This is a genomic window from Flavobacterium sp. B183 (genome assembly GCF_023539155.1).
GTDB classification, from domain to species: Bacteria; Bacteroidota; Bacteroidia; order Flavobacteriales; family Flavobacteriaceae; genus Flavobacterium; species Flavobacterium tructae.
In genome coordinates, this window is the sequence record NZ_CP097434.1 from 1376879 (window position 1) to 1393348 (window position 16470).

Genomic DNA, 16470 nt, shown 5'->3' on the forward strand with positions numbered 1-16470 from the left:
CGTGTATTACGAAATTTAGGCAACCATAGCTTGCGGAGGCCCCCTTAGTAAATAGGCGCTCTCTGAAAACGAAAATAATCTTTCTGAAAGAGTAAAGAAGTACGGAATTTCGTTATCGAAATGGTGAAACTGAAGCGCAATTTCTTCCGGAACAATATAACTGCCAAAAGCAAAATGACAAACATAACATAAGTCATAATTATGGTGCTGGTGCGTTATTTCGCCACTTGGATCATTGTAGTCGTGGTGGCATTGTTTTTCTGAAAGTTGCTTTACAATATGCTCATAACTGTGTATGGACTGAAAGAATATTGAGAACAATATCATCAGAACCAAAGAAACACTTAATATGAGTTGTTTTCTTTTCATCACACACAAAGGTATAAAAGATAGAAGAAAAATAGATTTATTTTTTAGATTCTGTTAACGATTCATTGAAAAAAGTTTAGAAAAGGCATTTTTTTGGATCGAAAAGCGAATAATTACATTCAAATGGTATCCTGAACTGGCATTATATTATATTTGTAATTGAAATAAAACTACCCTAAAAACGTTTACTTGAAAAACTCTTTAAAACCAAAATACGATATGCGACTACTATTTAGCTGTTTGTTTTTAGTATCGTTTTTTAATTCTTTTGCTCAGGAAGTAAAGCCGGAGGTCAAACCGGAAGTGAAACCTGTTGTTAAAATAGATTCATTGTATCGGGAAGATCAGTTTTATTTCTCAGTTACCTATAATCTTCTGACCCAGGTTCCACAAGGACTTAAACAAAATAAATTCTCTGTTGGACTTTCTACCGGTTTTTTGCGTGATATGCCAATCAATAAAAGCAGAACGGTTGCCATTGCAACGGGTTTGGGATTGAGTTATCAAAATTATAACCAGAACCTGACGATTGCTAAAGGTGCAGATGGTGTGTTGACTTATGAAGTAACTGATTATAATGATATCAAATCAAACCGATATAAACAGTATATGGTTGATCTTCCGATAGAATTTCGTTGGAGAAATTCGACCTACGAAAGTTATAGATTCTGGAGGATTTACGGAGGATTTAAACTAAGCTATATTTTTTCTAATAAGTCTCTTTTAGACACTGGAGAAGAGTCTCATAAAATTTCGAACAATCCTGATATAAACAAGCTTCAGTACAGCGTATATCTGGCTGTTGGTTATAATACCTGGAATCTTTACCTCAATTATGGACTAAATCCTTTGTTTAAAATGTAACAACGGTTTCAGGACAAAATATTAATGTAAGAACGCTGAATGCGGGATTGATTTTCTACATTTTATAGCCACAAATTCAGAAACAATAACTGCGGTAAAATTCCAATAAAAGTTCCAATCACTAACTCATTAGGAGAATGGGCTTCCATTTCTAAGCGTGATGAAGCGACAATTCCCGTCATTAAAATCAGGAAAGCACTCCAATAAGGATTTTGCAATTGAAGATGTGTGTTCAGCCCAATCACAAAAATGGTGAATCCGCTAAGGGCCATCATGTGTAAGCTTGCTTTTATTTTGAACAGGGAGCAAATCAGAGCCAGAATGGTACTGAACAAAGCGCCCAGAAAAAAGAAATGCAATTCAGGATAACGGCTAATGATGATGCTTCGTTTTACCAGTAAAATATACAAAAAACACTGTAAAATCAGAGGGATTTTGCGTTGTGAAGTTTCGTGAATCATAATAGAATTCACACGCCCCGTCGAACGTAGTAAAAGATAAAACAATATGGGTACTAAAATAGTGATGATGAGGATTTGAAGCAGCACATAATATTTTTCCTGAGTACTAAAGAGATCGTGTTTGAAGAAAAGATAAAATAAGGTGGCGTACATCGATATAAAAATCGGATGAAAGATATAGGAGAATATAGGCAGGATTCTTTTCAAAACGTTGTATTTAGTGGTGTTAAGCAAATATAAACAAATATTGTTTTTTTGCTACGAATCGTGTGAATTAGCAAGAGTTAAAATTCGTGCAATTTGCGGCAAACTTTTTAGTAATCTGTGGCAAAAAGTGCCGCAAAGAATTAGTGAAAATTTGTGAAATTCATGGTAAACCTTTTTTTAAATTTGACAAAAAGAAAATCTTAATGAGCATAAATGTAAAAAGCCTTATCCCGGTTCTCAATGCCGAATGGACAGGTTCAGATTCCGATGTTTTTGTTGACCATATTTCGATCGACAGCCGTTCTCTACAAAACGGTTCCAAAACTTTGTTTATTGCCCTTTCGGGGATTAATAATGATGCTCATTTGTATATTGCAGAATTGATAGAAAAAGGAGTTCAGAATTTTGTAGTACAGCATATTCCTGAAGATGTAAAAGGAAAAGCCAGTTTTTTGGTGGTCAAAAATACACTACAGGCTTTACAGGAATTTGCAGGTTATTACAGAGATTTGTTTCATTTTCCCATTATCGGATTGACCGGAAGTAATGGTAAAACAATAGTAAAGGAATGGCTTAATTTCTTGTTGAGTCCGGACTATAATATTATCCGAAGCCCTAAAAGTTACAACTCTCAGGTTGGCGTTCCGTTATCTGTAATTGCCATTAATGAAAAACATAATCTGGGAATTTTCGAAGCCGGAATATCTACGGTTAATGAGATGGTGAAACTCGAAAGAATCATCAAACCTAATATTGGAGTTTTAACCAGCATTGGTTCGGCACATGATGAAGGATTTAAAAATCTGGAAGAAAAAATAGACGAAAAGTTACTGCTTTTTAAAAATGCGACCGTTATTATTTATCAGAACAACAAGCTTGTAAACGAATGTCTTGCAAAGTTAAATCAGGACTATTTTTTACCGGAAAGAGTGCTTTTCTCGTGGAGTTTTACCAATGAATCGGCAGATGTTTTTGTCGTGAAACGTATTAATGAGGATGAAACGACCAGTATTCAGGCCCGTTATAAAAATGAAATTTTTGATTTGGAAATCCCATTCAGTGATTCTGCTTCCATAGAAAATGCGATTTCCTGTCTCTTGGTTTTGCTTTACATGAAGTACGATGCCGAAACCATTCAGAATCGATTTCAAAATTTATACCCGTGCAAATGCGTTTGGAGGTAAAAAACGGAATCAACAATTGCAGTATTATTGACGATAGTTACAGTTCAGACTTTCAGTCACTCAAGATAGCGTTGGATTTTTAGAAAGCCAGCAGAAAAAGAATGCATCAAAAACAGTTATTCTGTCGGATATTTTTCAAAGCGGATTTTCAAATGAAGAATTGTATACCAAAGTAGCACAGTTAATTTCCGATAATAAAATAAACCGTGTTATAGGAATAGGAGAAACGATCTCTTCCTTTGCCGCTAAATTCTCAAACTGTATTACTTTTCCAAATACAGCTGAATTTATTACGCAAATAGAGAGTCTGAATTTCGAAAATGAAGCCATTTTAATCAAAGGAGCGAGATCGTTTCAGTTTGAAGAAATTGTGTCATTACTCGAAGAAAAAACGCATGAAACGATTCTGGAGATCAATCTGAATTCGATTAGCCACAATCTGAATTACTATAAATCGAAATTAGCGGCTAACGTTAAGCTAATGGTGATGGTGAAAGCATTTGGTTATGGAAACGGTGGACTTGAAATCGCGAAACTGCTCGAACATCACAAAGTAGATTATTTGGGGGTGGCTTTTGCCGATGAAGGAATCTCTCTTAAAAATGGTGGAATAAAATTACCAATTATGGTGCTGAATCCAGAATCGACCAGCTTTCCTTCAATTATACAGTATCATTTAGAACCCGAAATTTATAGTATCAAAGGACTAAAAGCATTTTTGAAAATTGCAAGAGAAAAGAACCTCAAAGATTTTCCAATTCACATAAAGCTGGATACGGGAATGCATCGTTTGGGCTTTGAAGAAAATACACTGGAGGAACTGATTGAAACTCTCAGAGGAAATTCGACCGTAAAAGTAAAAAGTGTGCTGTCTCATTTGGCAACAAGTGATGAAGTGAAGCATTTTGATTTTGTGAGATCCCAGATTCGTCTGTTTGAAGATTTGTCCTTAAAATTGATTACGGCTCTGGATATTAATCCGATTCGTCATATACTGAATACTTCCGGAATAAGTAATTTTCCCGACGCGCAATACAATATGGTACGTTTAGGAATTGGTTTATATGGAGTTTCGAACGATCCTGCTGAGCAAAAATATCTGGAAAATGTAGGTACTCTGAAATCAATTATCTCTCAGGTACGAACAATTCCGGCGGGAGATAGCGTTGGTTACGGACGCCGTTTTATGGCAGATAAACAAACCAGAGTTGCCACCATACCTATTGGATATGCAGATGGAATTTCGCGTTTGTGGGGAAATAAAGTAGGGTATGTGGTGATTAAGGATCAAAAAGCATTTATTTTAGGAAGTGTTTGTATGGACATGCTCATGGTTGATGTCACCGATATCGATTGTAAAGAAGGTGACTCAGTAATTGTTTTTGGAGAAAGTCCAACGGTTATTGAAATGGCAACTGCTTTAAAAACAATACCGTATGAAATTATGACCAGCATATCACAGCGGGTGAAAAGAGTGTTTTTTAGATAATTTTAACAAATTGTCAATAAAATTACGTATTTTCGAAAATCAATTAAGTATAAACTAAAATAATCGATTATGGGATTTTTTGCAGATTTTAAAGCTTCTTTGCTGAAAGGTGATGTGTTGAGTTTAGCAACAGCAGTTGTTATTGGTGGCGCATTTGGAAAAATAGTGGGTTCTGCTGTAGACGATATTATTATGCCAGTTGTTGGTTTACTTACGGGAGGAATTGATTTTACTCAAAAATTTGTTACACTCGATGGTAATAGTTATCCAAATTTAGCCGCTGCTAAAGCCGCCGGAGCCGCAGTAATTACCTATGGAAATTTGGTTCAGGCAATCATTAACTTTGTAATTATATCATTTTTTGTATTTGTGGTACTAAGAGCTGCAGATAAAGCGAAGAAAAAAGAAACAGTAGTCGAGGCAGCACCTGCCGGACCAACTCAAGAAGAGCTACTTACGCAAATTAGAGATTTGCTTAAAAAATAATTCCGCTACACTAAGTCTAACTAAACCGTTCCTTAATTGGGGCGGTTTTTTTTGCTTCTTGTTTGTTTTGTAACATTTTGTTATTTTTTGTGAAGGACGTTGTTTTGACTTTTATTATGTATACTTTTGCATAACAAAATAAATTAATTCATACTAAACATATAAAAATGAGAATAGCAGTTGTAGGTGCCACTGGTATGGTTGGCGAAGTAATGCTTAAAGTTTTAGCAGAAAGAAATTTTCCTGTTACAGAGTTAATTCCGGTAGCTTCTGAGAAATCAGTAGGAAAAGAAATTGAATATAAAGGAACAAAATACAAAGTGGTAGGACTGCAGACAGCAGTGGATATGAAGGCTGATATTGCTGTTTTTTCGGCAGGAGGTGAAACTTCACTGGAATGGGCTCCAAAATTTGCTGCAGCAGGTACAACTGTTATTGACAATTCATCAGCATGGAGAATGGACCCGACTAAGAAATTAGTGGTTCCTGAAATCAACGCTTCGACTTTAACCAAAGAAGATAAAATTATCGCAAACCCAAACTGTTCAACCATCCAAATGGTGTTGACTTTGGCTCCATTGCACAGAAAATACAATATTAAGAGAATTATCGTTTCTACGTATCAATCGATCACCGGAACGGGTGTGAAAGCGGTAAGACAGTTAGAAAACGAATATGCCGGAGTTCAGGGCGAATTGGCTTATAAGTATCCAATTCACAGAAATGCCATTCCACATTGCGACAGTTTTGAGGAAAACGGATACACTAAAGAAGAAATGAAATTAGTTCGTGAAACTCAAAAAATTCTGGGCGATAATACGATCAGAGTAACCGCTACTGCAGTTCGTGTACCGGTTGTTGGCGGACACAGTGAGGCTGTGAACGTTGAGTTTACGAATGATTTTGATGTAAATGAAGTACGTGAAATTTTACACCATACAGATGGAGTAGTAGTTCAGGATAACTTAGATACCTTTACTTACCCAATGCCATTGTTTGCAGAAGGTAAAAATGATGTTTTTGTAGGTAGAATTCGTCGTGACGAAAGCCAGCCAAATACTTTAAACCTATGGATTGTTGCCGATAACCTTAGAAAAGGAGCTGCAACCAACACGATTCAAATCGCTGAGTACTTAATTGCAGCTGGTTTGGTATAAACAGAGATTAAATAAAATTGTTATAAAGAGAAAACCGTAATTGCAGCAATGCAGTTGCGGTTTTTTTGATGCATAAATTTAAAAATCATAAATTAGCTGTTGTAAAAATCAATGATATGAATTTCGATAATTATAAAATAATAGCCAATTACAATACCCATAAAACAGATTTGTTTGTAGCGGATGAAGAAGATATTCTGGCTTGTGAGAAAACCTTAAATATTAATTTCGACGAAGATTACAAAGCGTATGTTTCAGAATTTGGGAGTGGAATCCTTGGGGAACTTACGTACGGATTTATCTTCCCGAAACCATAATGCTGACGCTCGACGAGTGGAGAAATCGCATAACGGAATATTGGTTCTGGGATGAAGGAAAAGATGTGCTTACGAAAGAAGAAGTTTTGAGTTCAGTAAGAATAGGGGATACGTACGACGGCGATGAGATTGTTCTTTTAAAAAACGAATACTTTGTATTGCCAAGACATAGTGAAATGATCTATAAGGCAGGAACTACACTTGAAGAAACGATAACCTGGCTGTGTTCGTCGGGAATCCTGACAGAAGTATTTTCTGAAAGAAATTTTGAGCCATTTAATCCCGGAGAAATTACAGAATAATTGTAGAAGCAAACCTGATAGGTTTTTAAAACCTGTCGGATTTATTAAAGTAACAGCCATAAAAAAAGCGAGAATTTTACTTCTCGCTTTTTTGTATTTAATATTCCGGGGCCAGTTCTAATTCCAGGCCTTCTAATTCTTCAGTAATAGGGATCTGACAACCTAAACGGCTATTAGATTTAACATAAAACGCTTCCGAAAGCATAGCTTCTTCTTCATCTCCCATTTCCGGTAATGCAACATCATTTAGAACGTAACACTGACAAGAGGCACACATCGCCATTCCTCCGCAAGTTCCTTCAACAGGAAGTTCGTATGCTTTGCATAACTCCATTATGTTCATTGCCATATCAGTCGGAGCCTGTAATTCGTGTATAACTCCTTCTCGATCTTTAATCTTTATTAATACATCCATTTTAATTAGTGGAATTTTACTGGTTCGGATTTTATAACGTGAAAAATCCTTAAATTATATTAACTGTTTTTGATACTAAATGCGTATTCTTTTTTGCTGCCTTCTTTAAGGTGCATTTTTACTCCAAGAGTATTTCCGTTTTTCTCTAATATCGTTACTATAGCAATTACAGAATAATAATCTTTATCAGATTGAAAAACCAAAGTTCCTTCATAAGTTGAATTCATTACTCCCTGTTTGTCTGTGGTAACAGATACTTTTCTCGGGTGAGAGAATTGTGCAACACTATAAGTTGCTTTGTTGGCAAACTTTGCTTTTCCTCCACAAATGTCGAACAGAAAATCATAGTTTCCAATTCTTAGGCTTCCTTCTTCTTCGTTGGCATTAGTCGAAAATACAATCTGACCTGTGTATTTAAAATCCGACCATTCTTCAGAATCATTTAGCCAGGCTTTGTCAACTACTAACGTTTGAGTGGTTTGTTGCGCATAATTTACAGAAACACAAAATAATAATAAAAACAGAGCGTAAAACTTCTTCATAAAATTTAAGATTTAAGGGTTATGTGACAAATTTAATTAAATAAGTGACAATTCCTTAACTAAAACTCTTAAATATTTGTATTATATTTTGCTAAAAATGCAACAACTCATTTATTTAGCACTGTTTTTTTGCGAAATTATAAATTAAACGATATAAAGCGCTAATATTCTTGTTAAATCGACGAAATCGAATTGCTGAGAAAAATCGCGTTTTTATTACATTATATTAACCACCGTTTCTATTTGTGGGGCATATTTTTTATAGTGGTCTCAACTCCCGCTTTTAGCGTCATTTGATTTACACTACAGCTGATACATGCTCCTTCAAGACGAACTTTAACATGTTTGTCATCTTCTATAGAAATAAGCGTAATGTCTCCTCCATCAGAATTTAAAAAAGGTCTGATTTCATCAAGAGCTAATAATACGTTGCTTGTTAATTCTTCTGTTGTCATAATTTTATCAATTAGAAAATTGGTCAATTAGATAATTAGACAATTTTGTGCATTATCTAATTATCTAATTTTCTCATTATCTCATTATATTAATTTTTTTAACCGCTGAACATCCCGCCATAGTTGTAATTTTTATGGCTTCAGTCGCAGGTAAACTATCGTTTCTGTTTACAGTTTCTTGTACAACATTTCGTGTAATCCCTTCAAAAACGGTTTCGATTACCGAAGCAGTTTGTAAAGCAGCCGGACGACCATAATCACCAGCTTCACGAATAGATTGTACAATTGGAACTTCTCCTAAAAAGGAACGTTTAAGTCTTGGGCAAGATTTTTTGCTCCTTCTTGTCCAAAGATATAATATTTATTGTCAGGTAATTCTTCGGGTGTAAAATAAGCCATGTTTTCTATGATTCCCAAAACAGGTACATTAATGTTGTCCTGCATGAACATCGCTACTCCTTTTTTAGCATCGGCTAAAGCCACAGCCTGAGGAGTACTTACTACTACAGCTCCTGTAATTGGAAGCGATTGCATGATCGAAAGATGAATATCTCCTGTTCCCGGAGGTAAATCGATTAACATAAAATCTAATTCTCCCCAATCGGCATCAAAAATCATTTGATTCAGTGCTTTTGCAGCCATTGGACCTCTCCAGATTACAGCCTGACTTGGCGCTGTAAAGAAACCAATAGAAAGTATTTTGATTTCATAGCTTTCGATAGGTTTCATTTTTGATTTTCCGTCAACAGTAATCGAAACCGGTTTTTCGTTTTCAACGTCAAACATAATTGGCATCGATGGTCCGTAGATATCAGCATCAAGAACACCAACTGAAAAGCCCATTTTGGCAAGTGTTACAGCAAGATTTGCGGTAACAGTCGATTTTCCAACTCCTCCCTTACCAGAAGCAACTGCAATAATATTTTTGATTCCGGGAATAGCACGACCTTTAATTTCGTTTTTCTCCGGAGTTTCTACTTTAATATTTACTTTGATTTTAGCTTCAGGGGATACCAATTCATGGATTGTTTTTTTGATATCATCTTCAGCTCTTTTTTTGATGTGCATTGCTGGCGTATGCAACACCAGGTCTACCACAACTTCATCACCAAAAGTAATGACATTGGCAACAGCGCCGCTTTCAACCATATTTTTTCCTTCTCCCGCTATAGTAATTGTTTCTAGAGCTTTAAGAATTTCTTTTCTGTCTAATTTCATTTTAATGGACTATTTTCGATTGATCGAAATCGATTTAAAGTATTGTGTTAATTTAAACTGATTTCAGACTGCAAAGATAACAGATTATGTTCGGATTCAAACCCTTTTTAAATTGTATTTATTGATATTGAGATTGCTCAAAATGATTCTTACACCTAGTTTTTGATTCCGGAATCTGAAAAACGAGAGATTGTGTTTTATTTAGAAATAAAAAAACGGGGAAAACATAACAGGTAAACAGATAAAATTTAAGAATAAGATCGTTAAAATATCAATAATCTTAGCTATATTTGAGTACCCTAAATTTGCGATTTCCAAATATTCTGAAAAATATACGAGAACTTGTCTTTGGGGGACAATTATAGGTTTCCGGTATTTTCTGAATAGAATTTAATCTTAAAATTTAAATCTGAAAAATATGCGAAATTTTACTTCTTCTGTAATTATTGCCGTTAGTTTTTTGCTGTTTTCTTTCGGATCTTCCGCTAAAGAGAGCGATGTAAACCACAAATTCAAAGAGTTTGATAATGTTTCTGCATCGAATAGGTACCTTTTTAAAACCGCTGTTGATGCGGCAGCAATCAGTCAGTTTTACAAAAAATATCCCAATTTAAAAAAATACCAAAATGACGTTTTAGACCTGTATAAGAAAAAGGAATACAAAATGATCTGGTACGATGATAAAAGTGTGAGTGAATTTGGGGCACTGCTGTATCATAAGGTACGCTTGCTAAATGAGCAGGGAATTAAAGCTATGATGCCTTATATGAATCTGGTAGATGATGTTTTTAATGAGAACGTAACGAATGATCTTCCGCAAATTGATACAGAACTGTTGTTGTCTAATATGTATGTTTTTTACGCAAGCAACGTTTATTCAGGAGTTGATCCGGAGACACTAAAAAAAATTGGATGGTTTCTTCCGGCAAAAACGATTTCTTACTCTAAAATATTAGATTCTCTTATGGTTGACCCCGGTCGACTGAATAAAGACGAGGATCTTTTGTTTGGACAGTACTACAAACTTAAATCAGTATTGAAAAGATACAGAAACATTGAGAAAAACAATCAATGGACAAAAATTGATATTGACAGTATAAATTATAAAGACCTGAAGCCTTTTGATAGCGGTGTTGCCATCAAGCAAATCAGACAGCGATTGTTTGTGGTGGGAGATCTGGCGCAAGATTCTAAAAGAGATGTCTATGACGAGGAGATGATGGCCGGAGTTTTAAAGTATAAAAAAAGGTACGGACTAAAACTGAATTATACCTTAACCCGTGATCATATCAATCAGATGAATGAACCTATTGGTAATCGTATCAAAACGATCATGCTGAATATGGAGCGTTGCCGATGGATACCTGCCTCATTAGCAAAGGCCAGCGAGTACATAATGGTTAATATTCCGTCCTTCAGGCTGATTTATGTGAAAAATGGTAAATATGAACTCGTTTCCGATGTTTTTGTGGGAACCCGAATGACCGAGACCGTAATTTTTAGCGGTAATATGGATCGAATTGTATTTAGTCCGTATTGGTATGTTCCGCAGAGCATCATCAAAAATGAGCTGAAACTGAAAATGGCAGAGGATAAAAATTATCTGGCAGATCATAATATGGAATGGAACGGAGGGAATGTAAGACAAAAACCGGGACCTAAAAACTCTTTAGGATTAGTTAAATTCATGTTCCCAAATCCAAATGACATTTACCTGCACGACACTCCTGCAAAAAGTTTGTTTGATTTCGAAAAACGTATTTTCAGTCATGGCTGTATTAATGTTAAAGAAGCAAAACCATTGGCTTTGGCTATTTTGAAAGACAATCCCGACTGGCCGGTAGATAAAATCGATAAAGCGATGAGCGGTGAAAAAGAAACCACTTGTATGCTGAAAACCAAAATTCCAATTTATATTGGATATTTTACGGCCTGGGTAACGGATGACGGAGAAATTGGTTTTTATCCCGATGTTTACGACAGAGATAAACAGCTGGATAAGTTATTATATTCCGATTCAGTTGTTTCGAAATAAAAAAAGAAACCCGCCAGATCAATATGATTTGGCGGGTTTTAAAAAAAAAAATGGTCTACAAGTTTATATCAAATTTACTTACATTTTAGTTCAATGTTTTCTGATATAATGCCGATGTAATATGAAAAATAGTACAATGCAATTGGACTATATTGAATATACAATCGGTATTATTCGTATTTTAGGTATTTTAAGATATCAATCTTAGTTACCTGATAAGCTTTTGCTAAAACGATGACAAGCGTTAAAGCCAATAGGGAAGCCAGAGCGATACTGAATGGAATTACCGAGACTCCAATTCGGAAGGCAAAGTTTTCCAGCCATTTTTGTAGCAAAAGGTATGCCGGAATAATACCAATCACAAATCCAAGTAAACAAAAACCAACATATTGCTTGGATAATTCTTTTAATAAAGCGTCAGTTTCAGCGCCCAATGTTTTTCTAATGGCAATTTCTTTTAGTCTTCGCTCCATTGAAAAAGAGGCCAAAGCAAACAATCCAAAAATAGCGATGATGATGACCACAAGGTTTAGAATGAAAAACAAATTCTTCTGTTTTACCTGTTCCTGATAGGTTCGGGCAAAGCCTTTATTGACAAATTCATATTCAAATGGATAATCCTGATTGATGTTTTTTGCCCAGAATTTTTCTAGTTTTGATAAGGTTTCGGTTAAGTTGTTTGGAGAAACTTTCACATAAATATTATCATAATTATTCCACTTTAAAGTTTTAAGATTGATAAAAACCATTGGTGGTACTTTGTCCTGTAATCCCGTGATGTGAAAATCCTTTACCACACCAACAATTTTAAATTTCATGTTTCCTTTTTCATTTCCCCAACCCGATGTTATAACCGTATTAATAGGATTTTTAATTCCTAAGGTTTTAACAAGAGTTTCGTTGACCAGCCAATTGTCAATGGTATCCGAAGCAAATTTCGGAGATAAATCGCGTCCCTGAACAATTTTGATTTTCATCATATCCAGAAAGCCAAAATCCATTTCGACATTTCGGGATTGTACAAAAATACTATTGTGTGTAAATCCTGAACTGGAGTTGGTGCTGTTTCCAAAAGTACCGGCAAAGGTGGATACATCTGTAACTCCAGGCATTTTTAAAAGTTCTTGTTTTGTGGTTTGATATTTAAGGAATTTCTTGTCATATTCCTGATAATTAAAAGGAATTTTGATAACCTGATCTCCACTAAAACCAAGATCTTTGTTCATCATATAGCTTACCTGTGAATTCACGATTAAAGCACCAATAATAAAAAAAGCAGCAATACCAAACTGGAAAATAAGCATCGAGTTTCGAATCCAGATGCCGCTTTTACTTCTGGAGAAGTTTCCTTTTAAAACCTTAAGCGTTTCAAAATTTGAGATGTAAACGGCAGGAAAAACACCTGCTAGAACGATCACTAATCCAAATATAAAAAGGAGCTGCAGGTAAAATTCACTGCCATTCATAGTCAGAGATTTTTTCAAAAAAGTATTGTAGTACGGCAGAGAAAGTTCTACAATTGCCAAAGCAAAAATAATGGCTAAAACTACTATTATCGCGGTTTCGAAAATAAACTGAAGGACGATCTGCTTTTTAGTGGCTCCCACAATTTTACGAACGCCCACTTCTTTAGCGCGTTTTATTGCTGAAGCGGTCGCTAAATTGATATAGTTGACCAAAGAAAGCGCCAGAATCAAAATAGAGAGACCGACCATAATGTAAAGCAATTGCAGATTTCCTTTTCCTTCTGGAAGATTTGCTCCCTGTGACGATTTTGTACCGTGCAAACGGGTATCGCTTAATTTATCTAATATTACAGTTGTCTGTCCATTTTCTTTTACATATTGTTCCGGAGTCTGTCCGTTGGCTTTGGCATCTTTCAAAGTTCGGTTAACGTAATCTACATTTTGTATTTTCTTTAAAACAGTTGCAATATCAGTTCCTTTTTTAACTTTAATCATTAAGCCATAATTAAAGTTGCCCCAACTTTGCTCGTCGCCATCACGGGCAACTCCGCTAAAAACGTAATTGGGTTCAAAAGCTGAAGGAGCTATAATTTTATAAACCGATTTTACCGTGTAATCTTTGTAATTATAGGTAATTGATTTGCCAATTGGGTCTTCGTTCTTAAAAAGTAATTTTGCAGTTTCTTCTGATAATGCCACACTGTTTTTTTCTTTCAGGATATTGGTTTTGGCTCCTTTTACGATAGGCAGCGGAAACATATCAAAAAAACCATTGTCGGAAACTGCAATCTTTTTGTGAAAGAATTTTTGCCCCTGATATTTAATCATATCATTGCTGTACCAGGAATTAAAAAAACAGATCGATTCTATTTCGGGAATTGTTGCTTTACAAGTTCTTCCGAAAGGAATACTGCTGGAGGCCCAGGTATCTCCTGTTGCTCCAATTTTATTTAAAACCTGATAAACGTTATCTTTTTCAGGATTCCATTGATCATAGGCATTTTCGTTATTCCAGTATAAAATGGCGAAAATTACTCCAGAGATTCCAATGCTTAATCCCAGGACATTTAAAAACGAAAACAGTTTGTTTTGTTTCAAATGATATATAAATATCTTAAACCAGTTAAAAATCATGTTTTATTTTTTATAGTTGTTACGGTTGGTTTTGAAATAGTTTTGCAGGTTTTATAATCTGCAAGGCATTATAGGCCGGATAGTATTTTGCAAACAAACCCCATCAGGATTATGATTGCGCTTACGATGAATTTGATCATTTTACTTTTATTTAGCGTCCATAAAAACATCAACATTTCGTTGATTGAATTTTTCAGAGAATACCACACCATCTTTCATATGGATCGTTCTTTGCGAAAACGAAGCATCATAATCAGAGTGGGTAACCATTAAAATGGTAGCTCCTTTAGCATGTAAATCGGTTAAGAGTTCCATTACCTCATTACCGTTTTTACTATCTAAATTTCCGGTTGGCTCATCGGCCAGAATAATTTTAGGATCGTTTACCAAAGCTCTTGCAACGGCAACTCTTTGCTGTTGTCCTCCTGAAAGTTGCTGCGGGAAATGTTTAAGGCGGTGAGAGATATTCAGTTTCTCGGCAATAGCTTCGATTTTTTGTTTTCTCTCAGTTGCTTTTACATTGTTGTAGATCAAAGGCAATTCGATATTGTCGTAAACCGAAAGTTCGTCGATCAGGTTAAAATTTTGGAAAATAAAGCCAATGTTTTCTTTTCGGACATTTGCTCTTCCTTTCTCTTTTAAACCAATCATTTCCTGATCTAATAACTTGTAACTCCCGCCTGAAGCGCTGTCCAGAAGACCTATGATATTAAGTAAAGTTGATTTTCCACAGCCTGAAGGTCCCATAATGGTTAAAAAATCACCTTTTTTAATCTCTAAAGAAATCCCGCTTAAAGCTGCTGTTTCTACTTCTTCTGTTCTGAAAACTTTGGTTAGGTTTTGAATGGTTATCATAAGTTTTGAAATTTTAGTGGTTGTTAATTCTATTTTTTGATTGATGATTGATGATTGAAACTTTGTGAATCGTGAATCGTGAATTGTAAGATGTAAAATGTAAACTGTGACTGTATACTGTGACCGTTTACTGTGACTGAAAACCGCGACTGGAAACTACTACTGAGAACTAATCGATAATTCTTCAATGTCTTTATAATCGGTGTACGATGAAGTGATAACTGATTCACCTTCTTTTAAGCCTTCGAGAACTTCATAATACGATGGGTTTTCTCTGCCTAGTTTTATGTTTCTTCTTTCTGCTTTATTTCCTTTTACTACAAAAATCCATTTTCCTGCAGACTCCTGATTGAAACTTCCTTTTGAAACCACAAGTGTTTTGTTTTTTTCGGACAGAATCAGTTTTACACCAAAACTAAGACCGTCTTGTAAAGTGATATTTTCTTTGGATATAAAAGCCAGTTCCACTCTAAAGTGTCCGCTTTTTACCTCCGGAATTACTTTTGTAACTATAACTTCCAGGTTTTTTCCTTGAAATTCTACCTGACCTTTCAATCCTTCGCGTACTTTTTCCAAATAAAATTCATCTACATCGGCTGCTAATTTGTAACCTTGCTTAGAATCTATTTTTCCGATACTTTCACCTGCCTGAAACGTTTTTCCCAATACAGGTTGAAAAGAAGTTAATCTCCCCGATTCCGGTGCTGTAATTAAGAAGTTCTTTTTATTGTTTCTTAAAATATCCAGACTTTTTTCCATAGTCTGAATCGAACGGTTGATTTGAGAAATTTGAACCTGATTGGTTTGTTTTTCTTTTTGAATACTTTGTTGGATCGTTCTTTTACGCTCGTCCTGAAAACGCAGACTTTCTTTAAAATTATTCCAGTCATTTCTCGAGATCACATCTTTTTCAAACAATTTCGCGTTCATGTCGTACAACCTTTTGGCGTCATTATAATCGTGTTCGATTAAAACCAGATCCTTGGTTAAATTCAGCTCCTGATTTCTGATGTTCAGTTTTCCGGTGTTTAAATTATTGATTTGCTCTATAATCGCCGTTTCCTGAGTCAGGTAATTCAGTTCTGTGTTCGGATTGAACAAACGTGCTAAAGGCTGACTTTTGGTAACCATTGCGCCATTTTCAACAAAAATCTCTTTGACAGATCCGCCTTCGGTAACATTCACAAGCATTACGTTAAGAGGTTCTACTTTGGCCTGAAAAACAACAAAATCTTCAAAGAAAGCTTTTTCTACTTTTTGAACGCTAAGTTCATCGGCTTTTACATTTAAACTTCTTTTGGTATTAAACGAGAAAAATACAATTGTTGCCAAAACTAAAAAAACTCCAATTGCTATTGTGAGATATCTAAATTTTCTATTTTTACGAGGAATTATCTTGTCCATTTCTTTAATAATTTACTGATTACCAATAGGTAAATACTGTGCCATAAAAAGTATAATCTGTAAAGTATTGATTTTAAAGAAGCTTTAAAAACCATCTAAAAAAGAAGTGT

The 16470-nt window shown here is 35.1% G+C and carries 13 protein-coding genes and 3 pseudogenes; 7 read left to right on the forward strand and 9 right to left on the reverse strand.

Going from position 1 to position 16470, the window contains the following annotated elements:
• Positions 1–15: 15 nt before the first annotated feature.
• Entirely contained in the window at positions 16–369 is a 354-nt protein-coding gene (locus M4I44_RS06155) for a hypothetical protein (protein ID WP_017494683.1), read from the reverse strand.
• 189 nt (positions 370–558) lie between these two features.
• Here M4I44_RS06155 and M4I44_RS06160 point away from each other — a divergent pair, with 189 nt between their 5' ends.
• Entirely contained in the window at positions 559–1233 is a 675-nt protein-coding gene (locus M4I44_RS06160) for a porin family protein (protein ID WP_249966828.1), read from the forward strand.
• 62 nt (positions 1234–1295) lie between these two features.
• Here the strand turns inward: M4I44_RS06160 and M4I44_RS06165 are convergent, their stop codons facing one another.
• A complete protein-coding gene (locus M4I44_RS06165; protein ID WP_070906052.1) occupies positions 1296–1901 on the reverse strand; it encodes a hypothetical protein in 606 nt (201 codons plus the stop codon).
• Positions 1902–2104: 203 nt separating this feature from the next.
• Here M4I44_RS06165 and M4I44_RS06170 point away from each other — a divergent pair.
• The 5 genes and pseudogenes from M4I44_RS06170 to M4I44_RS06190 all read left to right on the forward strand — a co-directional run bounded on the left by M4I44_RS06170 (position 2105) and on the right by M4I44_RS06190 (position 6836).
• Positions 2105–4574, forward strand: a pseudogene (locus M4I44_RS06170) (bifunctional UDP-N-acetylmuramoyl-tripeptide:D-alanyl-D-alanine ligase/alanine racemase).
• A gap of 69 nt (positions 4575–4643) precedes the next feature.
• The gene (mscL, locus tag M4I44_RS06175) at positions 4644–5060 is read left to right on the forward strand and encodes a large conductance mechanosensitive channel protein MscL (protein WP_017494687.1); all 417 of its coding nucleotides are present in this window, start codon (positions 4644–4646) and stop codon (positions 5058–5060) included.
• A gap of 167 nt (positions 5061–5227) precedes the next feature.
• Positions 5228–6217 carry an aspartate-semialdehyde dehydrogenase gene (locus M4I44_RS06180; protein ID WP_017494688.1) on the forward strand — a complete coding sequence of 330 codons (990 nt, stop codon included), beginning with the start codon at positions 5228–5230 and terminating at the stop codon, positions 6215–6217.
• A gap of 116 nt (positions 6218–6333) precedes the next feature.
• Positions 6334–6534 carry an SMI1/KNR4 family protein gene (locus tag M4I44_RS06185; protein WP_249966829.1) on the forward strand — a complete coding sequence of 67 codons (201 nt, stop codon included), beginning with the start codon at positions 6334–6336 and terminating at the stop codon, positions 6532–6534.
• A complete protein-coding gene (locus M4I44_RS06190) occupies positions 6534–6836 on the forward strand; it encodes a hypothetical protein (RefSeq protein ID WP_249966830.1) in 303 nt (100 codons plus the stop codon). The genes M4I44_RS06185 and M4I44_RS06190 overlap by 1 nt, the downstream gene beginning before the upstream one ends.
• A 97-nt stretch (positions 6837–6933) precedes the next feature.
• Here the strand turns inward: M4I44_RS06190 and M4I44_RS06195 are convergent, their stop codons facing one another.
• From M4I44_RS06195 to M4I44_RS06210, 4 genes and pseudogenes are all read right to left on the reverse strand, one after another.
• Complete coding sequence (locus M4I44_RS06195) at positions 6934–7251, reverse strand: 2Fe-2S iron-sulfur cluster-binding protein (protein ID WP_012023404.1); 318 nt, start codon at positions 7249–7251, stop codon at positions 6934–6936.
• A gap of 59 nt (positions 7252–7310) precedes the next feature.
• A complete protein-coding gene (locus M4I44_RS06200) occupies positions 7311–7793 on the reverse strand; it encodes a hypothetical protein (RefSeq protein WP_017494690.1) in 483 nt (160 codons plus the stop codon).
• Between the two features lie 216 nt (positions 7794–8009).
• Positions 8010–8248, reverse strand: a pseudogene (locus M4I44_RS06205) (NifU family protein).
• Between the two features lie 76 nt (positions 8249–8324).
• Positions 8325–9466, reverse strand: a pseudogene (locus M4I44_RS06210) (P-loop NTPase).
• 418 nt (positions 9467–9884) lie between these two features.
• On the opposite strand from M4I44_RS06210, the gene M4I44_RS06215 reads away from it, so the two are divergent.
• Positions 9885–11501: a murein L,D-transpeptidase gene (locus tag M4I44_RS06215; RefSeq protein ID WP_249966831.1), complete on the forward strand. Its 1617-nt coding sequence runs from the start codon at positions 9885–9887 to the stop codon at positions 11499–11501.
• A 170-nt stretch (positions 11502–11671) separates the two neighbouring features.
• Here the strand turns inward: M4I44_RS06215 and M4I44_RS06220 are convergent, their stop codons facing one another.
• The 3 genes from M4I44_RS06220 to M4I44_RS06230 form a co-directional block, all read right to left on the reverse strand.
• Positions 11672–14101: an ABC transporter permease gene (locus M4I44_RS06220; RefSeq protein WP_249966832.1), complete on the reverse strand. Its 2430-nt coding sequence runs from the start codon at positions 14099–14101 to the stop codon at positions 11672–11674.
• Between the two features lie 147 nt (positions 14102–14248).
• Positions 14249–14956, reverse strand: coding sequence for an ABC transporter ATP-binding protein (locus M4I44_RS06225; RefSeq protein ID WP_017494695.1), 708 nt, complete (start codon positions 14954–14956; stop codon positions 14249–14251).
• Between the two features lie 159 nt (positions 14957–15115).
• Positions 15116–16360: an efflux RND transporter periplasmic adaptor subunit gene (locus M4I44_RS06230; protein ID WP_249966833.1), complete on the reverse strand. Its 1245-nt coding sequence runs from the start codon at positions 16358–16360 to the stop codon at positions 15116–15118.
• Positions 16361–16470: the final 110 nt, after the last annotated feature.